The sequence below is a fragment of the Streptomyces roseochromogenus subsp. oscitans DS 12.976 genome, from assembly GCF_000497445.1.
Lineage (GTDB): Bacteria > Actinomycetota > Actinomycetes > Streptomycetales > Streptomycetaceae > Streptomyces > Streptomyces oscitans.
Genome location: NZ_CM002285.1, coordinates 4588790 through 4611601, shown reverse-complemented (window position 1 = coordinate 4611601; position 22812 = coordinate 4588790). Strand labels below are relative to the sequence as shown.

The window sequence follows — 22812 nt, the reverse complement described above, 5'->3', positions numbered from 1 at the left end:
ATGGCCGAGAAGATGGCGATGGCCAAGGCCATCAACGAGTCGCTGCGCCGTGCCCTGGAGACCGACCCCAAGGTCCTGGTCATGGGTGAGGACGTCGGCAAGCTCGGTGGCGTCTTCCGTGTGACGGACGGCCTGCAGAAGGACTTCGGCGAGAGCCGGGTGATCGACACCCCGCTGGCGGAGTCGGGCATCGTCGGCACCGCGATCGGCCTCGCGCTCCGCGGCTACCGCCCGGTGGTGGAGATCCAGTTCGACGGCTTCGTCTTCCCGGCGTACGACCAGATCGTCACCCAGCTTGCGAAGATGCACGCGCGGTCGCTGGGCAAGGTGAAGATGCCGGTCGTGATCCGCATCCCGTACGGCGGCGGGATCGGAGCGGTGGAGCACCACTCGGAGTCCCCGGAGGCGCTGTTCGCGCATGTGGCGGGTCTGAAGGTCGTGTCTCCGTCGAATGCGTCGGATGCGTACTGGATGATGCAGCAGGCGATCCAGAGCGATGACCCGGTGATCTATTTCGAGCCGAAGCGCCGTTACTGGGACAAGGCCGAGGTCGATGCCGAAGCGATCCCGGCCCCGCTCCACAAGGCGCAGGTGGTCCGCGAGGGCACGGACCTGACGCTGGCCGCGTACGGCCCGATGGTGAAGCTGTGCCGGGAGGTGGCGGACGCGGCGGCCGAGGAGGGCAAGTCCCTTGAGATCGTGGACCTGCGTTCGGTGTCCCCCCTGGACTTCGACACCGTTCAGGCGTCGGTGGAGAAGACCCGCCGCCTGGTCGTCGTCCACGAGGCACCGGTGTTCTTCGGCTCCGGCGCGGAGATCGCCGCCCGGATCACCGAGCGCTGCTTCTACCACCTGGAGGCCCCGGTCCTGCGGGTAGGCGGATACCACGCCCCCTACCCCCCGGCCCGCCTGGAGGAGGAGTACCTGCCGGACCTGGACCGCGTGCTCGACGCCGTCGACCGCTCGCTGGCGTACTGAGGGAGAGGTTCGTGACGACGATGACGGAAGCGTCCGTACGCGAGTTCAAGATGCCGGACGTCGGCGAGGGACTCACCGAGGCCGAGATCCTCAAGTGGTACGTCCAGCCCGGTGACACGGTCACCGACGGCCAGGTGGTGTGCGAGGTCGAGACCGCCAAGGCGGCCGTCGAACTGCCCATCCCGTACGACGGTGTGGTCCGGTCCCTGCACTTCCCCGAGGGCACCACGGTCGACGTGGGCACCGCCATCATCGCCGTGGACGTGGCGGGCGGCGCGGCGGTGCCCGCGGAGGCGGCGCCTGTTGCGGCCGCCGAGGCCCCCGCCGAGGAGCCGAAGCCGCAGGGCCGCCAGCCGGTCCTGGTGGGCTACGGCGTGGCAACGTCCTCCACCAAGCGCCGCCCCCGCAAGGGCCCCGAGGTCACCGTCCCGGCGGTGGCCCAGGCGATCCAGACCGAGCTGAACGGCCACGGCCACGGCACGGTCGCCGAGAAGCCCCGCCCGCTCGCGAAGCCACCGGTGCGGAAGCTGGCCAAGGACCTGGGTGTCGACCTGGCCACGGTCATCCCGACCGGCCCGGACGGCATCATCACCCGCGACGACGTCCACGCGGCGGCCACGCCGAAGCCGGCGGAGCCGGTCGCCCCGGCCGCGGCCCCCGCCGCGCCCATGACGCCGGCGCCGGTGGCCTCGTACGACGGCACACGCGAGACCCGTATCCCGGTCAAGGGTGTGCGCAAGGCGACGGCGTCGGCGATGGTGGGTTCGGCGTTCACGGCGCCGCATGTCACGGAGTTCGTGACGGTGGACGTGACCCGGACGATGAAGCTGGTCGAGGAGCTGAAGCAGGACAAGGAGATGCAGGGGCTGCGGGTGAACCCGCTGCTGCTGATCGCCAAGGCCCTGCTGGTCGCGATCAAGCGGAACCCGGACATCAACGCGTCCTGGGACGAGACGGCCCAGGAGATCGTGCTCAAGCACTACGTCAACCTGGGCATCGCGGCGGCCACCCCGCGCGGTCTGATCGTGCCGAACATCAAGGACGCGCACGCGAAGACGCTCCCGCAGCTGGCCGAGGCGTTGGGCGAGCTGGTGTCGACGGCCCGGGAAGGCAAGACGTCGCCGGCGGCGATGCAGGGCGGCACGGTGACGATCACCAACGTCGGCGTCTTCGGCGTCGACACGGGAACTCCGATCCTCAACCCTGGCGAGTCGGCGATCCTCGCGGTCGGCGCGATCAAGCTCCAGCCGTGGGTGCACAAGGGCAAGGTCAAGCCGCGTCAGGTCACCACCCTGGCGTTGAGCTTCGACCACCGGCTGGTCGACGGCGAGCTGGGTTCGAAGGTGCTGGCCGACGTGGCGGCGATTCTGGAACAGCCGAAGCGGTTGATCACCTGGGCGTGACGGCTCGGGGGGTAACCTCGAAGCCGTGAGGGGCGGCCGCAAATACGAGTTGCGACCGCCCCTCTCCATCGGGGTCTTTCAGGCGCGTTCAGGAGTGGTTCAGCACATACACCGGCGCCCCGTCCTCGGCTCCGCCTCGGGAGCGGATGCAGGCGTGCTTGCGCAGCAGCCGCAGGCATTCATTGACGCGGTGCACCGAAAGTCCCGTACGGGCCGCGATGGATTCAAGCGGCTCGCGAAGCTCGCCCTTCTCGACGAGGACCGGGGCGATCACTACGGCCACGGCCCAGACGTCCTCCGTCACGGACAGCCGCTGCCGCCAGTCGGACAGTACGGATTCGGTGGTGGGCAGCACCATGGTGTGTCGCACAGGCATCCGACGGTCCAGTACGAGGGCGTCGAACCGGTCCGCGATGCGTTCCATCGCCCGGACCATGGCCTGTTGTACGGCGAGGGTGGCCTTCTGCGTGGCCAGTGTCTCTCCCTGGATGGCCAGCATCTCCCGCTGCAGCGCGATCGATTCGCGCTGCCCCTGCGCCAGTTCCTCGTCCAGCTGAAGGTTGTGCGCCTCAAGCCGGACGATGGCCTCGGCGACCTGCTCGGGCATGGCGTAGGCGACGGGCGCGCCGGGGTCGGCGGGCTGTACCTCGGCCTCTTCCAGAGTGTAGGAACCGTCCCTCTGAACCGTCTCGACAACCTCGGCGGCCCACTGCTTGAAGGGGGCGCAGGCGGGTTTGGTGCAGGCGTTGACGAGGAGGATGAGACCTTGGAGAGAGATGACATTCAGGTCTCGCCGCCACTCTCTACCTGCGGGAACCTTGAGACCGTAACCTCCAGTTAGGGTCTCGAGAGACTCTCGGTGTTCTGCGGGCACATGGTCGGAGAGTGCCTTTTGCGGGTTGGTGTGCCCGAGTTCCTTGCACACATCCACCGCCGGAAACCAATGACTCCCATCCGGCATGGTCAGCCTTCGCACCCGGGCCCCGGTCGCCGCGTACACGAAGTCGCTGATGTCGATCGCCTCGTGCCGTTCCGCGCCGCTCCTTGTCTCCCTGCAACTGCCGTAGATTTACGGCATGGTGGCGGGGGCGAGGACCGCGGCTCGGCAGGCAAAGCCTCCGGCTGCGGCGCGCGGTGGGGTCGGGCGGGCCTCTGTGCTCATGGCCGGCGGGACCGTCGTATCGCGGGCCGGCGGGCTGATCCGGCAGGTCCTGCAAGCGGCCGCCCTCGGGACGGGGCTGCTGGCGACGACGTACAACACGGCGAACACCGTGCCGACCAGCCTGTACACCTTGCTGATCGGCGGTGCGCTGAACGCCGTGCTGGTGCCGCAGCTGGTGCGGGCGTACGAACAGCGGCTCGTGACCCTCGTCGTCAGCGTGCCGGCCATCCGACGGATTCCGGGCCTCGGCTGACACCTGCCGTGCCATCTCTGCCGGTCCCTGACGTTGTATCAGGGGGCGCTCAGGGTGGGGTCCGGGATGTCACGGATGGTGGTGGAGTGGCTACGGCGGCACGCTGGTGACATGACCTTCAAGACCTACGACCAGCTCCCGACGAAGGGCGACGACAGGTGACAGTAAGGAGGGAACCCGGACGTCCGTGCCCGGCTCAGTCCCGCGGCCGTAGCGCGTTCAGCAGGGCCGCGCCCCGCTCGGCGTCGTCCACGCTCACCGCGAAGTCCGTACGGCGGCCCTGCGGGCGTACGACCAGACAGTCGCCGGCGCGGAGCATGACCGTGGTGCCGAGACCGCTGAGGCGGTAGCCCCAGCCGCCGACCTGGGACGGCAGCCGGTGCTCGGCGCGGGCGGACTCGATGGCGGCCGGGGACCAGCGGCGGGCGGGCCAGCCGAGCGGGCCGAACGACACCTCCAGGCCCGCTTCCGACACCTTCGCCTGGACCGAGGAGAAGGCGGCACCGGCGAGCGTGGCGATGGCGCAGACCACGCACACGGGCCACAGCGCGGCGGGGTCGGCCAGGCCGACGGTCAGGGCCACCAGGGCGCCGACGGTGACCAGGCCGGTCAGCGCGGCCTGCAGTTGCAGCCAGGGGTTGGCCGCGCGGGAGAACCACACCAGGCGCTCGCCCTCGGGCAGGTGCAGCGCAGGGGTGGCGAGGGCCGGTGTGGCGGTGGGGTGGGAGCTCCAGCGCCAGGCCGCCACGCCAGCGACCGCCGCCGATGCCAGGATCAGCACGATGTCCAGGCCCGGTTCGCGCGCCTCGTGCCAGTCGGCGCGGTCGAGGTTCGCGTGGACGATGGATGTCTGCGCGCCGATGAGCAGGGCCGCCGTCGGCGCCAGTGCTATCGCTCGCCAGGGGCGTACGGCAGGCCAGGAGCGGCGCCGGCGGACGCTCACCGCGAGGGCGACGAGCAGCCAGATGCCGGCCGGGAACAGGGAGGCCGCCCACAGCGGCATGGAGCCGTCGGGGGTGTCACCGCCGCTCCAGTGGGTCGCCAGCCGGTCGGGCAGCCGGTCGTGCGCGGCCCAGGGCAGGCCCGCGAGCAGTGCGGCGACGGACGCCGTGCATCCCGCGCGTCCCCAGAGCGCGGCCCGGCTCCGGCCTCCTGTCCCGTTGTCCCCGTTCGTCATCGCGTTATGTCCCCGTCCGTCATGTCGTCGTCCCCCGGATCATGTCGATGAGGTCGGTGCGGCTGTAGCCGAGCCGGGAGGCCTCCGCGATCAGCTCGCGCACCCTGATCTGCAGTCCGGAGCGCTGGGCCGCGCCCTCGGCGACGGTGATCCCACGGCCCCGGCGGAACTCCAGCAGGCCCTCGTCCCGCAGTTCGCGCAGGCCACGCAGGACGGTGTTGACGTTGATGTCCAGGGCCGTGGAGAGATCGCGGGCCGAGGGCAGCCGGTCGCCGGCGTGGCACTCGCCCTCGGCGACGGCCCGCCGGATCGCCGCAGCGACCTGCTCGTGCAGGGGGCGGGTGTCGGTCTTGTCCAGACGCAGCAGCATGGTGCCAATGAAACTATCACCATCAGCTTTATTGCACAGCGAGCGGGCAGCAGAAAGGGCCCGCCGCTTGTCGCGACGGGCCCGTTCTGCTGTCCGCCGGTGTGTCAGCCGAGCTTGGCGAAGCCGTAGTCGAGGAGCTTCGTGGCGTCTGTCGCGCGCTGTGCGTACGAGGTGGAGGCCAGAACCGTGCCGATGACCGTCTTGCCGTTGCGGGTGGCCGCGAAGACGAGGCAGGCACCGGCCTCGGGGCCGGAACCGGTCTTCACGCCGATGGTGCCGCTGTAGCTGGAGAGCAGCGTGTTCGTGTTGGTCCACGTCTGCATGGTGCGGATGCTGCCCGTCCTGGTGATCGTCTTCGCGGTGTACGACGTCGTCTTGACGATCGTGCGGAACGTGGAGTTCTTCATCGCGCTGCTGGCGATCTTCGTCAGATCGCGCGGCGTCGACCAGTTGTTGCCGTTGCCGATGCCGTCGAACGAATCGAAGTGGGTGTTCTTCAGGCCCAGGCTGGTGGCGGCTGCGTTCATCTTGCCGATGAAGTTCTTCACGCGCGCGTCGCGGGTGGAACCGGAGCCGTAGGTGTCGGCGAGCGCGTAGGCGGCGTCGCAGCCGGACGGCAGCATCAGGCCGTACAGCAGCTGACGGACGGTGACCTTGTCGCCGACGATCAGGTGCGCCTGGGAGGCGTTGTTCTTGACGACGTAGTCGCTGTACGCCTTCTGGATCGTCACCTGCTTGTCGAGGTTGAGGTTCGACTGGGCGAGTACGACCTTGGCGGTCATGATCTTGGTGGTGGAGCCGGTGGAGCGCTGGGTGTCCGCCGCCTTGGTGTACAGCGTCGAACCGCTCGTGTTGCTCATCACGTAGCCGCCCTTGGCCACGATAGAGGGCGCGGTGACGGCCTGGGCGGGCGCCGCGGTGAGGGCAGCGGTCGCAAGCAGCGCGCCGGAGGTGACGGAGACGGCGGCGGCTCTGCGGATACGTGTGGTGCGGGTGCCCTTAATGCCGGTAATCAAAGTGATGTACCCCGATTGTGTTGAATGCCCCTGAGTGCGGCCGAGTTGAGGTGGCGAGAGCAGGGGGCCGCACGTGTGAGACACGTAAGTAGCACAGAAAGTTGTGCCGATGCTGCCGACGAATTCCGTCACGTCCGGATGCTGGACGTCGCTGCCGCTTGCGTACGTGTTGTATCTATCCTGTGGGCATGAAGACGGCCGTACCGCAGACCGCCCGCCCGCACGAGAAGCCGCAGCCCGCCGCCGACCGGGTGTACGCCCATGTCAAACAGGGCGTCCTGGACCGCCGCTATGAGGGCGGCACGCTGCTCACCGAGGGCGAGCTGGCCGAGGCCGTCGGGGTCTCGCGCACGCCCGTCCGGGAGGCGCTGCTACGGCTGGAGGTCGAGGGCCTGATCCGGCTCTACCCGAAGAAGGGCGCCCTGGTGCTGCCCGTCTCCGCGCAGGAGATCGCCGATGTGGTGGAGACCCGCCAGCTGGTCGAGGAACACGCCGCCCGCAAGGCCGTACCGGCCCCGCCCGGTCTGCTGGAGCGGCTGACCGAGCTGCTGGAGCTGCAGAAGGCGCAGGCCGCCGCGGGTGATCTGGCCGCGGCCGCGGTCACCGACCGCTCCTTCCACGCCGAGATCGTGCGCAGCGGCGGCAACGAGATCCTGTCCCGGCTCTACGACCAACTGCGCGACCGGCAGCTGCGGATGGGCGTTGCCGTCATGCACTCCCACCCCGACCGGATCGCCAAGACGCTCACCGAGCACGAGGAGATACTGGACGCGCTGCGCGCCGGGGACGCGGAGGCGGCCGTCGAGGTCGTGCACCGGCATGTGAGCTGGTTCGAGCACCTCGCCCGGGGTGAGGTCCGATGAGCGGTCCGACGCGGAACGTCACCCTTCCGGGTGATCCGCCGGGCGGCCGGCGTGCCATCACCGTGTGGTCCATAGGTGTCGCCGTCTACTTCGTCGCCGTCATCTTCCGTACGTCACTGGGTGTGGCGGGACTGGACGCGGCGGACCGCTTCCATGTGAACGCCTCCGCCCTGTCGACGTTCTCCATCCTCCAGCTGCTGGTCTACGCAGGCATGCAGATACCCGTCGGCCTGCTGGTCGACCGGCTCGGCACGAAGAAGGTCCTCAGCATCGGAGCGGTCCTCTTCACCGCCGGGCAGCTGGGCTTCGCCTTCTCGCCGTCATACGGCACCGCCCTCGCCTCCCGCGCCCTGCTGGGCTGCGGGGACGCGATGACCTTCATCAGCGTGCTACGGCTCGGCACCCGCTGGTTCCCGGCCCGGCGTGGGCCGCTGGTCGCACAGCTCGCTGGGCTCGTGGGCATGGCGGGCAACCTGGTCTCCACCCTGGTCCTCGCCCGGCTGCTGCACGGCATCGGCTGGACCCCGGCGTTCGCCGGCAGCGCGCTCGCGGGTGCCGTCGTCCTCGTCCTGACGCTGTTGTTCCTGAAGGATCACCCCGAGGGGTTCGAGCCGGCGCCGTCCCCGCACCAGGGCGCGGCCTATGTCCGCCGGCAGATCGCGGCGGCGTGGCGGGAGCCGGGTACGCGCCTCGGGCTGTGGGTGCACTTCACCACCCAGTTTCCGGCGATGGTGTTCCTGCTGCTGTGGGGTCTGCCGTTCCTGGTCCAGGCCCAGGGACTCAGCCGGGCCACGGCCGGTGAACTGCTCACGCTCGTCGTGCTGTCCAACATGGTGATCGGTCTGGTCTACGGCCAGATCGTCGCCCGGCACCATGCGGCGCGGCTGCCGCTGGCGTTGGGCACGGTGGGGGCGACCGCGCTGCTGTGGGCCTCGACGCTGGCGTACCCGGGCGCGCATGCGCCGATGTGGCTGCTGGTGGTGCTGTGCGCGGTGCTGGGGGCGTGTGGGCCGGCCTCGATGATCGGGTTCGACTTCGCGCGGCCGGCCAACCCGCCCGAGCGACAGGGGACCGCGTCCGGTATCACCAACATGGGTGGATTCATCGCCTCGATGACGACGTTGTTCGCGGTCGGGGTGTTGCTGGATGCGACGGGGGACGACTACGACGTGGCGTTCAGCGCCGTGTTCGTGCTGCAGGCGCTCGGGATGTCGCAGATTCTGCGGCTTCGTGGGCGGGCCGCGCGGCGTGAGCGCGAGCGGTTGGTGGCCAGCCGAGTGGAGACGGTGCACGTTCCGGCGGTGTAGCCGAGTTCTCCCACCCGCGCTCTGCCCGTTGCAAGTTGGCCGGGAGCGCTTCGCCTACGGCGTCACCGCGAAGTTGTTCAGGATTGCCGTTGTCAGGGCGGGGTCGCCCTCGGTCTTGATGCGGTCTGTCACTGTCTCCGGGGTGACGCGGCCGCAGGCCAGGCGGACGTAGGTCTCCCAGTCGAGGGTGAGGGTGGCGGCGGGGCCGAGGGCCGGGGCGGTTTCCAGGGTGCCGCGGCCCTGGATGTCGACGCGGATCGTGCGCAGGAACTCCACCGGGCCGTGCACGTCGAACACGATCGCCGAACTGCGTGGCGCGTCCGCGTCCTTCGCCACGACCTTGGGCAGAGCTTCCAGCAGGACGTCCCGGACCACATGCGCGCCCGGAGAGTCCAGGTTGCCGGGGCGGCCGAGGGCCGTGCGCAGGTCCTGTTCGTGCACCCACACGTCGAAGGCGCGGGTGCGGTAGGCCTGTTCCACCGTGACGTCGGTGCCCAGCGGGCCGCGCACCGTGGTGCCGGGGTCGCGGGACTCGTTGCGCAGCTGGCGGTTGCGGCGGATGACCGTGTACTCCAGCTCGGCCGTCATCTCCGGGGCCGTGTGGTGGCGGCGGCTGTCGACCTGCATCTCCATGTACCGCTGGTGCTCGGTCTTGACGTGGAAGAGGTCGCGGGGCAGGGAGTGGATGGGGCGCGGGTCGCCGAGCATCTCGCAGTCCAGGCCGATGACATGCGACACGATGTCCCGGACCGACCAGCCGGGGCAGGGGGTCCGCTGGTTCCACTCGCCCTCGACGAGCGGCTGCACCATCTCGGATATCGCTTCGATGGAGTGCGTCCAGGCGTCGGCGTAGGGCTGGAGGGTGGGATGCAGACTCACGGAACGGGACCCCTCGGCGGTCGGTACACGGGCAGGTTGTGGCGGCGTTGCCAGCGGGTGGCGGCACGGCGGCGGGTGTCTGAGTGGCTAAGTTACGCTGCTTGGAGGCACCCCGGCAGTGCTTTCGTGTGACGATCGTAGGCCTGTGTGGACGACTCGAATGCCAGGACGGTGGTAGTGTGCGCGCCTCGCTGATTCAGATCGCCGTGAACGAGGATGAATCGGTCGACTCCCGGCGGAAGCGGGTGGCCGCGCTGGTCCGGCAGCAGTCCGGGGCCGACCTTGTCGTCCTGCCCGAGCTGTGGACGACCGGTGCGTTCGCCTACGAGGAGTTCGGCCGGGAGGCAGAGCCGCTCGAAGGACCGACGTACGAGGTCATGGCCAAGGCCGCGAGTGACACGGGTGTGTGGCTGCACGCGGGATCCATCCCCGAACGGACAGCACCCGACAGCGGCTCCGCCGCGGGTGACGGAACTCTCTACAACACCTCTCTCATCTTCTCCCCCTCCGGTGAGCTGGCTGCCGCCTACCGCAAGATCCATCGCTTCGGCTTCGACAAGGGTGAGGCCGTGCTGATGGGCGCCGGGCGGGACCTGGTGACGGTCCGGCTGCCCGGGACCACGCTCGGCGTGGCCACCTGTTACGACCTCCGTTTCCCCGAACTCTTCCGCTCACTGGTCGACGCAGGTGCCGAGACGCTGGTGATCCCGGCGGGCTGGCCCGAGCGGCGACGCGCGCACTGGACGCTGCTGGCTCAGGCGCGGGCGGTGGAGAACCAGGCGTTCGTGCTTGCGTGTGGAACGGCCGGGACCCATGCGGGAGTTCCGCAGGCGGGTCACTCGATCGTGGTGGATCCATGGGGCGAGGTACTTGCCGAGGCGGGCCCGGACGAGCAGATCCTCACCGTCGACTTCGACCCGGCGAAGGTGGCGACAACGCGGGAACAGTTCCCGGCGCTGAAGGACCGCGTACTGGGCCTGGAGCCACCGCGCCGCTGAACACACCACCCGGGGGCGGGCCTAGTCGTCCTCCCGCTCCCTCTGCGCCAGGTGGATCACGCACACCGCCACCGCGATGAGCAGGGCCGGGTCCGCGTCGTCGCGCACGATGTCGACGCCGTAGGTGTCCCTCAGGTGCAGCCAGCGGCGGGAGATCACCGCGAGGAGTTCGCCGTCGTACTCGATGGCGAACTCGTGGTCGAGGATCTTGCCGCTGACGTCCAGCACGGTGCCGTCGGCCAGGGACACCCGGTAGTGGTTGCGCAGCAGGGACAGCCGTTTGCGCTTGATGGTGGCAAGGCCCTCGCCGTCCCGCTCGATCACCATGGTGTCGCGCAGGGCGAACATCTTCTGGTGGATGTCGATCAGGACGCGTCCGTGGGCGTCCTTGAGCTGGAAGGTGTCCCGCAGCCGCATGGCCTTGCCGTCGACGAGGAACACCTTCCGGCCGTGCTCGTCCTCGATCCAGTAGTCGTCACCGATACCGAGGAGCCGGTCGCGTACGAGGAGTCTCATGCGGTTAACCGTTCCCCGTCGCGCCGCGATCATCACAGAGCCGTAAGGCGGTCTCACGGCGCCGGAAGGAGGGAGGACCGGGGGCCGAAACGCCTGCGGTAGTCCGAGTGGCTCAGCCCCGTCTCCCGGCGCAGCCGGGCCCGCAGATTGGCCGCCGTACCCAGGCCGCAGCGGGTCGCGACGACGTCCAGGCGCTCCTCGCCCCGTTCGATCAGCCGGCACGCCAGTGCCACGCGCTCGCCGGTGAGCCAGGCCAGTGGCGTCGTCCCCAGCTGGGCGCGGAAGCGGCGGTGCAGGGTGGCGGGGCTGACGGCCGCGCGGGCGGCGAGGTCCGCCACCGCCAGCGGCTCGCCGAGCCGTTCCTGCGCCCAGGCCAGCAGCGGGCCGAGCGACTCGTCGGGTACGTCGGGCACCGGACGCTCCACGAACTGCCGCTGGCCGCCGTCCCGGTGGGCGGCGAAGACGAGGCGCCGCGAGACGGCGTTCGCGAGTTCCGCGCCGTGGTCGCGGCGCCAGAGGTGCAGGCCGAGATCGAGCGCGGCCGCGCTGCCGGCGGCGGTGAGGATCTCGCCCTCGTCCACGAACAGCACATCCGGCTCCAGCAGCACCTGGGGATGCAGTTCCCGGAAGGTGTCCGCCCACATCCAGTGCGTGGCGGCGCGTCGTCCGTCGAGCAGCCCGGCCTCGGCCAGGGCGAAGCTGCCCGTGCAGAAGCTGATGATGCGAGCCCCGCGCGCGTGGGCGCGCCGAATGGCGTCCAGGACGTCGGCACCGCGCGGTACGACGTTGTCGGGGCGGCCCGGTACGACCAGGGTGTCGGCCTTGTCCACCGCCTCCAGGCCGGGCACACCGTCCAGGGTGAAGAAGCCGTGGTTCATCCGCACCCCGGGGGTGGGCGTGCACAGTGTCACCTCGTACAGCCGTCCCTGAAGGCCCAGTTCGGGCCTGGGCAGCCCGAACAGCTCGGTGGCGACCCCGACTTCGAAGGGATTGGTGCCCTCGTCGACGATCACGGCGACCCGATGGGCCCGATGCGGGTGCTGGTGAGAGGATTCTTGCGGCATGTGCGATTCCTAGCACTCGTACGACGGCCCCGGCCACCCGCACGATGAATCCATGGAACCCATCTTCGAACCCGGGCAGCCGATCTCTCTCGACCAGGCCCTCGCGTCCTTCACCGAGCAGTGGAGCCCGCGCATCGTGACCACCGTCAACGACTACGACGTGCGCGTGGCGAAGGTGGAGGGCGAACATCTCTGGCACGTCCATGACCACACCGACGAGTTCTTCCTGGTCCTCGACGGCGAACTGCGGATCGGTCTGCGCGAGCCGGCCGGAGAGCGCACGGTCGTACTGCCCAAGGGCTCGGTGTTCACCGTCCCGCGCGGGACCGAGCACAAGCCGTACGCGCGCGTGCCCACCGAGATCCTCGTCCTCGAGCCCAGCGGCACCCTGTCGGTCGGCGACCGGCACGAGGAGGTGCCGGACCACGTCGACGCCACCACCGGTCACGCCCTGAACTGACGGTTCGCCGGACCTGAACCGGTGGTCGACCCGAACCTGAACCGGTTGTCGGCGGTTGTCCACAGGCGCCGAAGCGGCTGTCGGAGTCGGGTGGCACCCTTGGGGCCATGACCGAATCCGCACCCCGACGCGTCCGCGTCCGCGCCCCCGAGCTGATCGGCAAGGGCGGCTGGCTGAACACGGGCGACACCCCGTACACCCTCGCCGAGCTGCGCGGACGCATCGTCGTCCTGGACTTCTGGACCTTCTGCTGCATCAACTGTCTGCATGTCCTGGACGAGCTGCGCGAGCTGGAGGAGAAGCACCGGGACACGGTGGTGGTCATCGGCGTGCACTCCCCGAAGTTCGTGCACGAGGCGGAGCACCGGGCGGTCGTCGACGCGGTGGAGCGCTACGGCGTGGCGCACCCGGTGCTGGACGACCCGGAGCTGGCCACCTGGAAGCAGTACGCGGTGCGGGCCTGGCCGACGCTCGTCGTGATCGACCCGGAGGGCTACGTCGTCGCCCAGCACGCGGGCGAGGGCCACGCCCACGCCATCGAGCGGCTGGTCGAGGAGCTGGAGGCCGAGCACGAGGCGAAGGGCACCCTGCGCCGCGGCGACGGGCCCTATGTGGCGCCGGAGCCCGAGCCGACCACTCTCCGCTTCCCGGGCAAGGCGCTGCCGCTGCCCGGCGGGACCTTCCTGGTCAGCGACACCACCCGGCACCAGCTGGTGGAGCTGGCCGAGGACGCCGAGACCGTCGTACGGCGCATCGGCTCCGGCATGCGCGGGTTCACGGACGGCGGTCCCGCGGAGGCGTCCTTCAGCGAGCCGCAGGGCCTCGCCCTCCTCGACGAAGGCTCGGTGGCGGTGGCCGACACCGTCAACCACGCCCTGCGCCGCCTGGACCTCGCCACCGGCGCGGTGACCACCCTGGCCGGCACCGGCAGACAGTGGTGGCAGGGGTCCCCGACCTCCGGCCCGGCCCGCGAGGTCGGCCTCTCCTCCCCCTGGGACGTGGCGGTCTTCGGCGGCAAGGTGTGGATCGCCATGGCGGGCGTCCACCAGCTGTGGACGTACGACCCCGCCACCGAGACCGTCGCCGTGGCCGCGGGCACCACCAACGAAGGCCTGGTCGACGGCCCCGGTGCGGAGGCCTGGTTCGCCCAGCCCTCCGGCCTCGCGGCCACCGCCGAGCGGCTCTGGCTCGCGGACTCCGAGACGTCCGCCCTGCGCTGGGTGGACCTCGACGGACAGGTCCATACGGCGGTCGGCACCGGCCTGTTCGACTTCGGCCACCGCGACGGCGCCGCCGGCCAGGCGCTGTTCCAGCACCCGCTGGGCGTTACCGCCCTGCCGGACGGCTCGGTGGCGATCGCGGACACCTACAACCACGCCCTGCGCCGCTACGACCCGGCGACCGGGGAGGTCACGACGCTGGCAACCGATCTGCGCGAGCCCAGTGACGCCGTCCTCGCCGGCGAGGACATCGTGGTCGTGGAGTCGGCCCGGCACCGGCTGACCCGGCTGCGGCTGCCCGAGGAGGCGGTGCGCGTGGAGTCGGTCGCGCACCGCACCCAGCGCGCGGCGACCGAGGTCGCCCCTGGTCGGCTGAAGCTGGACGTGATCTTCCAGGCCCCGCCCGGGCAGAAGCTCGACAACAGCTACGGCCCCTCGACCCGACTGCTGGTCTCCGCCACCCCGCCCGAGCTGCTGCTCAAGGGCGAGGGTGCGGACACGGACCTCGCGCGCGAGCTGGAGCTGAACCCGGCCGTCCCGGAAGGCGTCCTGCATGTCTCAGCGATGGCCGCCTCCTGCGACACGCCAACCGATAGCGGCTCCGCCGCGAGCCCGGCGAACGAGTACCCGGCCTGCCACGTCCACCAGCAGGACTGGGGCGTCCCGATCCGCCTCACCGAGGGAGCGACGGACCGGTTGCCGCTGGTGCTCGCGGGGATGGACGAGTAGAACTCTCCGGGAAGGCCCTCAACTAGCCCTCCAGAAAAGCCACCAGCGCGTTCGCCAGGAGGAACGGGTCGTCGGCGCCGCACAGTTCGCGGACGCTGTGCATGGAGAGGATCGCCACGCCGATGTCCACGGTCCGGATGCCGTGCCGGGCCGCGGTGATCGGGCCGATCGTGGTGCCGCACGGCATGGAGTTGTTGGAGACGAACGACTGGAAGGGCACGTCCGCCTTCTCGCACGCCGCGGCGAAGACCGCGCGGCCCGAACCGTCCGTGGCATAGCGGTTGTTGACGTTGACCTTGAGGATCGGGCCGCCGTTGACGCGCGGGTGGTGCGTCGGGTCGTGCCGCTCCGCGTAGTTGGGGTGGACGGCGTGGCCGGTGTCGGAGGACAGGCACACCGTGCCGGCGAAGGCGCGGGCCCGGTCCTCGTACGAGCCGCCGCGGGCGAACACCGAGCGCTCCAGGACCGATCCGAGCAACGGGCCGTCCGCGCCGGTGTCCGACTGGGAGCCGTTCTCCTCGTGGTCGAAGGCGGCCAGGACGGGGATCCGGGTGAGCGGCGCGCCGGAGGTGGCGACGGCGGCCAGCGCGGCCACGCCCGCGTGCACCGACAGCAGGTTGTCCATCCGCGGACCGGCGACCAGGTCCCGGTCCCGGCCGAGGTAGGCCGGGGCCTCCACCGGGTGCGTCATCAGGTCCCAGCCGGTGACCGAGCCGGCCGCGAGCCCGGCCTCCTGCTCCAGGAAGGCGATCAGATCGCCGTCCCGCACATCGTCGCCGAGGCCCCAGACCGGCTGCAGATGGCGCTGCTTGTCGAGCTTGAGCCCCTCGCTGCTGACCGAACGGTCCAGGTGGATGGCGAGCTGGGGCACGCGCAGCAGCGGCCGGTCCACGTTGACCAGCGCCGTGGAGCCGTCACGCAGGCTCAGCCGGCCGACCAGGCCCAGGTCGCGGTCGAGCCAGGAGTTCATCAGCGGGCCGCCGTAGATCTCCACGGCGACCTGGCGCCAGCCGTGCGCCCCGCTGTCCGGCCGCGGCTTGATCCTGAGGTTCGGGGAGTCGGTGTGCGCGCCGACGATGTGGAACGGCGTGTGCGCCTCGGCGCCCTCGGGGACGTACCACGCGATGATCGCGCCGCCGCGCAGCACGTACCTGCCGCCGGCCGACCCGTCCCAGGCGTCCGTCTCGGCGACCTGCCGGAAGCCCGCCTTCTCCAGCCGCTCGGCGGCGACTGCCACCGCGTGGTACGGCGACGGGCTGGCCGCCAGGAAGGACATCAGGTCGTCGGTGTGGCCGCGGTCGAAGCGGGCTGGTGCGCTCATGGGATTCACCTTAACGACGTGCACGGGCCCGCTCCCGGAAAGGGAGCGGGCCCGCACAGGGTATCTACAAGGGTGTTCTAGAACGCGGCCTCGTCCAGCTTCATCAGGTCCAGCTCGACGCCCTCGGAGACCTTGCGGGCGAGCGTGACCCCCGGCAGGACGTTCGCCGCGAAGAACTTCGCCGCGGCGATCTTGCCGGTGTAGAACGCCTGGTCCTTGGCGGAGGCCGTGGCGAGCTTCTCGGCGGCGATCGCGGCGCCCTTCAGCAGCAGGTAGCCGACGACGACGTCACCGGAGGCCAGCAGCAGGCGGGTGGTGTTCAGGCCCACCTTGTAGATGTTCTTGGTGTCCTGCTCGGTGGCGGCGAGGTCGGTCAGCATCAGGCCGACGATCGCCTCCAGCTCCACGGCCGCCTTGGCCAGGTGCTCACGGGCGCCGGCCAGCTCCTCGCCACCGGTGCCGAGCGCCAGGAACTTCTTGATGTCCTCGGCGAGGGAGTTCAGCGCGGCGCCCTGGTTGCGGACGATCTTGCGGAAGAAGAAGTCCTGGCCCTGGATCGCGGTGGTGCCCTCGTACAGGGTGTCGATCTTGGAGTCCCGGATGTACTGCTCGATCGGGTACTCCTGCAGGAAGCCGGAGCCGCCGAAGGTCTGCAGCGACTGGGCGAGCTGCTCGTAGCCCTTCTCGGAGCCGTAGCCCTTGACGATCGGCAGCAGCAGGTCGTTCAGCGCGTTCTCGGCGGAGGCGTCCTCGCCGGCCGCCTCCTTGATCTGGATCGCGTCCTGGACCGAGGCCGTGTACAGCACCAGGGCGCGCATGCCCTCCGCGTACGCCTTCTGCGTCATCAGCGAGCGGCGCACGTCCGGGTGGTGGGTGATGGTGACCTTGGGCGCGGTCTTGTCCAGGAAGTTCGCCAGGTCCGGGCCCTGGACCCGCTCCTTGGCGTACTCCAGCGCGTTCAGGTAGCCGGTGGACAGCGTGGAGATCGCCTTCGTGCCGACCATCATGCGGGCGAACTCGATGATGCGGAACATCTGGCGGATGCCGTCGTGCTTGTCACCGATGAGCCAGCCCTTGGCGGGGTGCTGGTCGCCGAAGGTCATCTCGCAGGTGTTGGAGGCCTTCAGGCCCATCTTGTGCTCGACGTTGGTGGCGTAGACGCCGTTGCGCTCGCCCAGCTCGCCGGTCTCGAAGTCGAAGTTGTACTTCGGGACGAGGAAGAGGGAGAGGCCCTTGGTGCCCGGACCTGCACCCTCCGGACGCGCGAGCACGTAGTGGAGGATGTTCTCCGACATGTCGTGCTCACCGGAGGTGATGAAGCGCTTCACGCCCTCGATGTGCCAGGAGCCGTCCTCCTGCTGGATCGCCTTGGTACGGCCCGCGCCCACGTCGGAGCCCGCGTCGGGCTCGGTGAGCACCATCGTGGAGCCCCACTGCTTCTCCACGGCGATCTTGGCGATGTGCTTCTGGACCTCGTTGCCCTCCTCGAAGAGGATGCCGGCGAACGCCGGGCCCGAGGAGTACATCCACACGGCCGGGTTGGCACCCAGGATCAGCTCGGCGTAGGCCCAGATCAGGGAGCGCGGCGAGGTGGTGCCGCCGATCTCCTCGGGCAGGCCGAGCCGCCAGTACTCGGAGTCCATGAAGGCCTGGTAGCTCTTCTTGAAGGACGCCGGGACCGGCGCGGTGTTGGTCTCCGGGTCGAAGACCGGCGGGTTGCGGTCGGCGTCGGCGAAGGACTCGGCCAGCTCGTTCTCCGAGAGGCGGGTCATCTCCTCCAGGATGCTCTTGGCGGTGTCGACGTCCATCTCCTCGAACGGGCCGGTGCCGTACACCTTGTCGCGCCCCAGTACTTCGAAGAGGTTGAACTCGATGTCGCGGAGATTCGACTTGTAGTGCCCCATGGCCACGGCTCCGTAGAGGGATCGGCGAGGCACTGACTCCTCGCACCTAGTTCACGTACCAACAAGTAGCTACGATGATGCTACCCGTCGGTAATAAGAAGCAACCCCTTCGGCCCGAGTGTGAGAAGGGTCTACTCCTCCCTTAGTTTTTCGCGGCCGCCACGGCGCGGCTCTCGCTCGGTACGCTTGCGCCCATGTACGGATACGGCCAGCCCATGGATGGTGGCGCTGCTCAGCAGTACGGCCCGTCGCAGCAGCAGATGCCGGGCGGTGTCGGCGGGTACGGCCAGCAGCCCCCGCTCTACCCGGAGCCGTCCCCGCCCTCGCTCGCGGACGCGGTGCGCGCCTTCACCACCGGGCAGATGTCCGCCGAGGACTTCCAGCAGATCTTCGCCACGTCGAAGGTGTACTGCCCGCGCGGCGACACTCCCGGCTTCCTCGCCCTGCACAACACGCAGCAGCCGGTGATCCCGATGTTCACCTCGCTCAAGGAACTGCGCCGGTACGCGGGCAAGGAGTCCAAGTACTTCGTGATCACCGGTGCGGAGGTGATCGACCTGCTGCCCACCGGCTACGGCTTCGTCCTGGACATGGAGGGCGAGCACCGGATGGTCTTCGACGCGAAGGCGGTCGAGCAGATGGTCGACTTCGCGATGCGGCGGATGTACGGCTGACCGGTTCATCGCGCCTGTGCGGGCCCGGAGGGAATTCCCTCCGGGCTCTTTCTGTTGGGAATGGCAGAAAGTTCAACGCTCAACTAAAGTGGCCACACCAAGGAGGTACCGACCATGCCTGCAGTGACCGTCGAGAACCCGTTGACGCTGCCCCGGGTGACCGCTCCCGCCGACGCCGTGGCGCGTCCCGTGCTCGCCGTCACGACCGCTCCGAGCGGTTTCGAGGGCGAGGGTTTCCCGGTGCGCCGGGCGTTCGCGGGGATCAACTACCGCCATCTCGACCCGTTCATCATGATGGACCAGATGGGCGAGGTGGAGTACGCGCCGGGCGAGCCCAAGGACTCTACCAGTTGGGGGAGTATCCCGACGGATGCTCGCTGACCTGCAGAAACTTCCACCTAGAGGAGAGTCGGACCCATGCCTGCTGTAACTGTCGACAACCCCTTGACGCTGCCGCGCGTGGCCGCGCCGGCCGATGCCGTGGCGCGTCCCGTGCTGGCCGTGACGACCGCTCCGAGCGGTTTCGAGGGTGAGGGTTTCCCCGTCCGTCGTGCGTTCGCGGGGATCCACTACCGCCATCTCGACCCGTTCATCATGATGGACCAGATGGGTGAGGTGGAGTATCAGCCCGGGGAGCCAAAAGGGACCCCGTGGCATCCGCACCGGGGCTTCGAGACTGTCACCTACATCATCGACGGCATCTTCGACCACCAGGACTCCAACGGTGGCGGCGGCACCATCACCAACGGCGACACGCAGTGGATGACGGCGGGCTCGGGCCTGCTGCACATCGAGGCTCCGCCGGAGTCCCTCGTCGTGTCCGGAGGTCTCTTCCATGGGCTGCAGCTGTGGGTGAACCTCCCGGCCAGGGACAAGATGATGGCCCCGCGCTACCAGGACATCCGCGGCGGCAACGTGCAGCTGCTGACGTCTCCCGACGGCGGCGCGCTGCTCCGCGTCATCGCAGGTGAGCTGGATGGCCACGCTGGTCCCGGCATCACGCACACGCCGATCACGATGATCCACGCGACGCTGGCGCCGGGTGCGGAGATCACCCTGCCGTGGCGCGAGGACTTCAACGGCCTGGCGTACGTCCTGGCGGGGCGCGGTGCGGTCGGGGCCGAGCGGCGTCCGGTCCACCTGGGCCAGACCGCCGTGTTCGGCGCCGGGTCCGCGCTGACCGTCCGCGCGGACGAGAAGCAGGACGGCCACACCCCGGACCTGGAGGTCGTCCTCCTCGGCGGACAGCCGATCCGTGAGCCCATGGCGCACTACGGCCCGTTCGTGATGAACACCCGGGAGGAGCTGCAGCAGGCTTTCGAGGACTTCCAGAAGGGCCGGCTGGGGACGATCCCGGCGGTGCACGGGATGTCGGAGGGCGGGCTGTAAGGCGCGCTGAAACCGAAATGGCGGACGAGGCCCGTCCCTGTCCGGACAGGTCGCGTCCGCCACTGCTGGCGTCAGAGGGTCAGGATTCGAGCGACGCCGAGAGCAGTCCGCTCCTCGAAGATCGGCTTGTTCGAGCTCCGCGCAAGGGGAGGCAGTGCTCGTGTGCCCGATTAGCGATGTGCTCCAGGTCCCCAGTACGAGTGCTTGACGTGCTGCTGCAAGGCCATGTGGTACTTCGCCAGTGAGTACTGCAGCGGGGATAAGGGTCGGCTCCTCTCGGAATCGGCCCCTGACCTTGACAGTCAGTGCTGCTGTTCGCCGTGGCGGACAGCAGCACTGTGGACGCCTCCAGCCGCGCGTTCAAATGCTGAGGGAAGTGGCCAGGCACGCCCAGATCGTGAGGCGTGGAAGCCATCAGGAGATTGATGGCGACTTCTGCGTCATCTGCGCTCGGCCTCAAGTGTCGCGATGCTGTTGGCGGCTCCCCGCTGGCTGGGAACCACGAGAGATTGGCTCGATGCAACCTCTGGAAGGGGTACTACGCGTGCCCTGGTCAGGCCGATCAGCGCGATCGCCACTGCCACCAATACAGCAGCGGCGAGGGGTCCCCCGGGAGCTGTCGCCCACACAGGGGCACGTGAGTTGAGGGGTCCGCTAGAGGTCAGGGCAGGGAGGCAGGCCAGGAACCCTGCACCGGCAACCCAGCGCCGCCGTACTCGGTAACCGGATCCTGTCGCGGCAGCAAGGGCGGCGAGGATGAAGGCAGCGAGCATGGCCGCGCCAAACGAGTGAACGTTCCAGGCTGGTTGGAGGGCCGACAACAGACTCAACTCCAGGGCTCCGAAGAAGGCGAATACGGCACCAATCGCCAGCGCCAGTGTTGCAGAGGTTCTGTGCTCGGGGGCCACGATATTGATTGGCGGCATCGGCTGCGGCTCGCCTCGCAGTTCGGTGTCGAGCATGGCAACGAGCTTCCGGTGGCTCTTCCGGCCTCGCCAGGTAAATATGGCGCTGAGTGCCACTGTCGCTACCGCAAGCGGCTGCCAGCTCCCGATGACCGCTTCGACGATGGTAGCTCCGCGCGCTATTCGCGGGATTAGAACAGCAGAAGCCACCCATAGAATGAGCACTGCTTGAAAGCAACGCCGTCGGTCATGTTGCTTCCGCAGGGCTCGTTCGTATCGGGCGACTGTCTCCGACCACCGTTGCGTTATGAGGCTTGCACGTGTTGGGGAATCAACGTCAGCAAGCAGCATGGCCGCTAGGCGGCGTGAGAGAAGTCCGTTGTTGTCGAAGTAGTTGGTGTGGTCACCGAGCGGGTGGCCGAGTACGGGTGTGGCCTCTTGCTCCACATTCTGCGGGAGTGTGGGCAGCAGCATCCTGCCCACCGCGTCGTGCTGGCTGCTATATTCCTCCCACTCCAGCGGCTTCGAGTCGCTCGGCGTCGGCAAGGCAAAAGGTGCCTTTGCCTCGGGGTGGATGCGGAACCTGACGATCAGCCCGCACGCGATGGTCAGCATCGTACTTACCACGATGGCGGTCCACCGTTCCCAGGGCATGTCACCCACGAGGAGAAGGCTAGACTGTGTCCGCTCCATCGATTGGGCCATGTCGTGCAGCATGGCTGTGACGAACTCGGGGGACTGCACGGCCAGTGGCAATGCCAGAGTAGGTGTGGTGGCCTTCAACTGCATCAGCATGGCTGCCGCTACCTGTGAATTGCTCGGTTCGATGAGAGGCGACGTCCCCCAAGCCAGACAGAGGGAAGCGATGGGCAGCATCCATGCCACTGCCCCAACGAGCGGACGTCTGATCTGCTGGAGAAACCAGATGGGCTTGAGGCCCGATCCGACACCCATCAATCGAATCACCTTCGACTGATTGCGACCTCCGTGGCGAGCCATGAGCTGGTGGGCCAGGAAGCCTCCTTGCGAGTGAGCGATGATGACGATCTCGTCGCAGTGCCCTCGCATCCAGCGCAGCCGCTCTTCCAAGAAGTCGAGCAGCCTCTCTCGTTCCTGGTCTCGTGCAGCAGCCGTGATCACATGGTCTGCGAGGTTCAGCCGTGTGCACAGCAGGAAGACCAGGGCGCCTGCACCGCCGGCGGTCCACCAAGGGTGCTTCATGAGTAGCGTCATGAATGCGGCCAGGAGTACGAGCAGAGTCAGAAACCGCCACCCCATGCGGGCCAAGTGACGAAAGTCCGGACTGATGAGGAAGAAGCCGGGCCGTAGGCCGTCACGGAGGGAACTCAGGAAGGTGCGCTTGAACGAGGTCTCGGTGGGTGCCCAGAAGCTGCGGTCGCGGCGGTCTGGGCCGATCAGCAGGAGCACTGCAGGCAGGCTTAGCAGGACATAGCCCAGGGTCCACAGCCACCGGAGGTACCACGCTGGTCGGTGGAAGCGGTCTGCCCATACTGCCTCCGCGATGAGCACCGTCCTCGCTGGTCGTTCAGGAACGGTGATTCCGACAGCCGCGTGGGCCGGGGTCCCGAAAGGCCACTGGGCAGAGCTTTCCGTGCACTCAGGAGTCTCGGTCCACGTCACCGATGACGCACCGTGTGCCTTGGCGATCGGGTCCACAATGCTCCGGCCCATGTGGTGCAGCACGGAACGCCCCGAGCCGATGTGCCGGTGCTGGTTACCGATCCCATGCACTACGAGGTAGCCGACACGGATCTTGTCGGCGTTTCGGGTGCTCGGCTCTGGGACGGGCTTTGCCCGCGCCGCCGTATGTCCTACCTTGCCTGCACGACGCCGCTGTGACCGCTTCACTTTGCCCTCCTCGCCGTTCGGGCTCTACAGGAGCGATCATGCAGCCCGCTGGGGGGTCAGCTGCATCCGTACAGATACTCAAAGCAATATGTGGCGTTGGTCCGGCGGGAGGGCCATGGGGGAGCGGGATTCGGTCAATCCTCGTTCCGCCCGGGAGAGTTGAGTGCATTGTCGCGTTTGCGATCTGGTGGTTTTCGAAGTTCACCGTGAGGATGCCCGCCGTATCGACGAACGGGGGGCGGAATGGCGTTGGGGTGGGGGCTGCGTGCTCGGGACCGGTCCGAGAGAGGGGTGGTCGAGGGGCCAGCGGTGCCGATTCAGGCTGCCCCTGCGGCCTCCGGTGCGAGTATCCCCG

Annotated in this window: 20 protein-coding genes and 1 pseudogene; 11 read left to right on the top strand and 10 right to left on the bottom strand. The window is 68.9% G+C overall.

From position 1 onward, the window contains the following. Window positions 1-978: an alpha-ketoacid dehydrogenase subunit beta gene (locus M878_RS69525; protein WP_023548341.1), complete on the top strand. Its 978-nt coding sequence runs from the start codon at window positions 1-3 to the stop codon at window positions 976-978. Between the two features lie 11 nt (window positions 979-989). Next, window positions 990-2381 (top strand): dihydrolipoamide acetyltransferase family protein, encoded by a 1392-nt coding sequence (locus tag M878_RS69520; RefSeq protein ID WP_023548339.1) that lies wholly within the window; start codon window positions 990-992, stop codon window positions 2379-2381. 88 nt (window positions 2382-2469) lie between these two features. On the opposite strand, the gene M878_RS69515 is transcribed toward M878_RS69520, so the two are convergent. Beyond that, window positions 2470-3312, bottom strand: a complete 843-nt coding sequence (locus tag M878_RS69515; RefSeq protein WP_023548337.1) for a BRO-N domain-containing protein — start codon at window positions 3310-3312, stop codon at window positions 2470-2472. Window positions 3313-3457: 145 nt separating this feature from the next. Here M878_RS69515 and M878_RS69510 point away from each other — a divergent pair. Beyond that, a pseudogene (locus M878_RS69510) lies at window positions 3458-3763 on the top strand (lipid II flippase MurJ); the annotation flags it as partial. A gap of 229 nt (window positions 3764-3992) precedes the next feature. Here M878_RS69510 and M878_RS69505 read toward each other — a convergent pair. From M878_RS69505 to M878_RS69495, 3 genes are all read right to left on the bottom strand, one after another. Continuing rightward, window positions 3993-4973 carry an SdpI family protein gene (locus M878_RS69505; protein ID WP_023548331.1) on the bottom strand — a complete coding sequence of 327 codons (981 nt, stop codon included), beginning with the start codon at window positions 4971-4973 and terminating at the stop codon, window positions 3993-3995. 19 nt (window positions 4974-4992) lie between these two features. After that, window positions 4993-5343: a GntR family transcriptional regulator gene (locus tag M878_RS69500; RefSeq protein ID WP_023548330.1), complete on the bottom strand. Its 351-nt coding sequence runs from the start codon at window positions 5341-5343 to the stop codon at window positions 4993-4995. A 104-nt stretch (window positions 5344-5447) separates the two neighbouring features. Beyond that, entirely contained in the window at window positions 5448-6359 is a 912-nt protein-coding gene (locus tag M878_RS69495; protein ID WP_023548328.1) for a D-alanyl-D-alanine carboxypeptidase family protein, read from the bottom strand. 188 nt (window positions 6360-6547) lie between these two features. Between M878_RS69495 and M878_RS69490 the strand changes: the two genes are divergently transcribed. Continuing rightward, window positions 6548-7222, top strand: coding sequence for a GntR family transcriptional regulator (locus tag M878_RS69490; protein ID WP_031225330.1), 675 nt, complete (start codon window positions 6548-6550; stop codon window positions 7220-7222). Continuing rightward, on the top strand, window positions 7219-8529 hold the full coding sequence (locus tag M878_RS69485) for an MFS transporter (RefSeq protein WP_023548319.1): 1311 nt from the start codon (window positions 7219-7221) through the stop codon (window positions 8527-8529). Before M878_RS69490 ends, M878_RS69485 begins: the two co-directional genes overlap by 4 nt. Window positions 8530-8583: 54 nt before the next feature. On the opposite strand, the gene M878_RS69480 is transcribed toward M878_RS69485, so the two are convergent. Further along, complete coding sequence (locus M878_RS69480) at window positions 8584-9408, bottom strand: maleylpyruvate isomerase family mycothiol-dependent enzyme (RefSeq protein ID WP_023548318.1); 825 nt, start codon at window positions 9406-9408, stop codon at window positions 8584-8586. Window positions 9409-9587: 179 nt separating this feature from the next. Between M878_RS69480 and M878_RS69475 the strand changes: the two genes are divergently transcribed. Continuing rightward, on the top strand, window positions 9588-10406 hold the full coding sequence (locus M878_RS69475) for a carbon-nitrogen family hydrolase (protein WP_023548316.1): 819 nt from the start codon (window positions 9588-9590) through the stop codon (window positions 10404-10406). Window positions 10407-10427: 21 nt separating this feature from the next. Here M878_RS69475 and M878_RS69470 read toward each other — a convergent pair whose 3' ends face one another. Together M878_RS69470 and M878_RS69465 are read right to left on the bottom strand one after the other, a co-directional pair. Beyond that, on the bottom strand, window positions 10428-10922 hold the full coding sequence (locus tag M878_RS69470; RefSeq protein ID WP_023548314.1) for an LURP-one-related/scramblase family protein: 495 nt from the start codon (window positions 10920-10922) through the stop codon (window positions 10428-10430). 53 nt (window positions 10923-10975) lie between these two features. Continuing rightward, window positions 10976-11986: a helix-turn-helix domain-containing protein gene (locus M878_RS69465; RefSeq protein WP_023548312.1), complete on the bottom strand. Its 1011-nt coding sequence runs from the start codon at window positions 11984-11986 to the stop codon at window positions 10976-10978. 52 nt (window positions 11987-12038) lie between these two features. Here M878_RS69465 and M878_RS69460 point away from each other — a divergent pair, with 52 nt between their 5' ends. Beyond that, window positions 12039-12446 carry a cupin domain-containing protein gene (locus M878_RS69460; protein ID WP_023548311.1) on the top strand — a complete coding sequence of 136 codons (408 nt, stop codon included), beginning with the start codon at window positions 12039-12041 and terminating at the stop codon, window positions 12444-12446. Between the two features lie 107 nt (window positions 12447-12553). After that, window positions 12554-14395 (top strand): thioredoxin-like domain-containing protein, encoded by a 1842-nt coding sequence (locus M878_RS69455; RefSeq protein WP_023548309.1) that lies wholly within the window; start codon window positions 12554-12556, stop codon window positions 14393-14395. Window positions 14396-14417: 22 nt separating this feature from the next. Here M878_RS69455 and M878_RS69450 read toward each other — a convergent pair whose 3' ends face one another. Together M878_RS69450 and M878_RS69445 are read right to left on the bottom strand one after the other, a co-directional pair. Next, complete coding sequence (locus M878_RS69450; RefSeq protein WP_023548307.1) at window positions 14418-15716, bottom strand: M18 family aminopeptidase; 1299 nt, start codon at window positions 15714-15716, stop codon at window positions 14418-14420. A gap of 77 nt (window positions 15717-15793) precedes the next feature. Continuing rightward, window positions 15794-17620: an acyl-CoA dehydrogenase gene (locus M878_RS69445; protein ID WP_023548304.1), complete on the bottom strand. Its 1827-nt coding sequence runs from the start codon at window positions 17618-17620 to the stop codon at window positions 15794-15796. Window positions 17621-17814: 194 nt separating this feature from the next. Here M878_RS69445 and M878_RS69440 point away from each other — a divergent pair, with 194 nt between their 5' ends. From M878_RS69440 to M878_RS69430, 3 genes are all read left to right on the top strand, one after another. Beyond that, a complete protein-coding gene (locus M878_RS69440; RefSeq protein ID WP_031225329.1) occupies window positions 17815-18294 on the top strand; it encodes an SseB family protein in 480 nt (159 codons plus the stop codon). Between the two features lie 114 nt (window positions 18295-18408). Further along, entirely contained in the window at window positions 18409-18675 is a 267-nt protein-coding gene (locus M878_RS69435) for a hypothetical protein (protein ID WP_023548301.1), read from the top strand. A gap of 36 nt (window positions 18676-18711) precedes the next feature. Next, complete coding sequence (locus M878_RS69430; RefSeq protein WP_031225328.1) at window positions 18712-19683, top strand: pirin family protein; 972 nt, start codon at window positions 18712-18714, stop codon at window positions 19681-19683. Between the two features lie 440 nt (window positions 19684-20123). On the opposite strand, the gene M878_RS69425 is transcribed toward M878_RS69430, so the two are convergent. Further along, window positions 20124-22016: a lipase family protein gene (locus tag M878_RS69425; protein ID WP_158692719.1), complete on the bottom strand. Its 1893-nt coding sequence runs from the start codon at window positions 22014-22016 to the stop codon at window positions 20124-20126. Window positions 22017-22812: the final 796 nt, after the last annotated feature.

Excerpts from the sequence above, each read along its gene's own strand:
- M878_RS69470 (WP_023548314.1), bottom strand. The coding sequence starts at position 10,922 with ATGAGACTCCTCGTACGCGACCGGCTCCTCGGTATCGGTGACGACTAC.
- M878_RS69450 (WP_023548307.1), bottom strand. The coding sequence starts at position 15,716 with ATGAGCGCACCAGCCCGCTTCGACCGCGGCCACACCGACGACCTGATG.
- M878_RS69445 (WP_023548304.1), bottom strand. The coding sequence starts at position 17,620 with ATGGGGCACTACAAGTCGAATCTCCGCGACATCGAGTTCAACCTCTTC.
- M878_RS69430 (WP_031225328.1), top strand. The coding sequence starts at position 18,712 with ATGCCTGCTGTAACTGTCGACAACCCCTTGACGCTGCCGCGCGTGGCC.
- M878_RS69485 (WP_023548319.1), top strand. The coding sequence starts at position 7,219 with ATGAGCGGTCCGACGCGGAACGTCACCCTTCCGGGTGATCCGCCGGGC.
- M878_RS69465 (WP_023548312.1), bottom strand. The coding sequence starts at position 11,986 with ATGCCGCAAGAATCCTCTCACCAGCACCCGCATCGGGCCCATCGGGTC.
- M878_RS69455 (WP_023548309.1), top strand. The coding sequence starts at position 12,554 with ATGACCGAATCCGCACCCCGACGCGTCCGCGTCCGCGCCCCCGAGCTG.
- M878_RS69460 (WP_023548311.1), top strand. The coding sequence starts at position 12,039 with ATGGAACCCATCTTCGAACCCGGGCAGCCGATCTCTCTCGACCAGGCC.
- M878_RS69440 (WP_031225329.1), top strand. The coding sequence starts at position 17,815 with ATGTACGGATACGGCCAGCCCATGGATGGTGGCGCTGCTCAGCAGTAC.
- M878_RS69505 (WP_023548331.1), bottom strand. The coding sequence starts at position 4,973 with ATGACGAACGGGGACAACGGGACAGGAGGCCGGAGCCGGGCCGCGCTC.
- M878_RS69490 (WP_031225330.1), top strand. The coding sequence starts at position 6,548 with ATGAAGACGGCCGTACCGCAGACCGCCCGCCCGCACGAGAAGCCGCAG.
- M878_RS69500 (WP_023548330.1), bottom strand. The coding sequence starts at position 5,343 with ATGCTGCTGCGTCTGGACAAGACCGACACCCGCCCCCTGCACGAGCAG.
- M878_RS69435 (WP_023548301.1), top strand. The coding sequence starts at position 18,409 with ATGCCTGCAGTGACCGTCGAGAACCCGTTGACGCTGCCCCGGGTGACC.
- M878_RS69525 (WP_023548341.1), top strand. The coding sequence starts at position 1 with ATGGCCGAGAAGATGGCGATGGCCAAGGCCATCAACGAGTCGCTGCGC.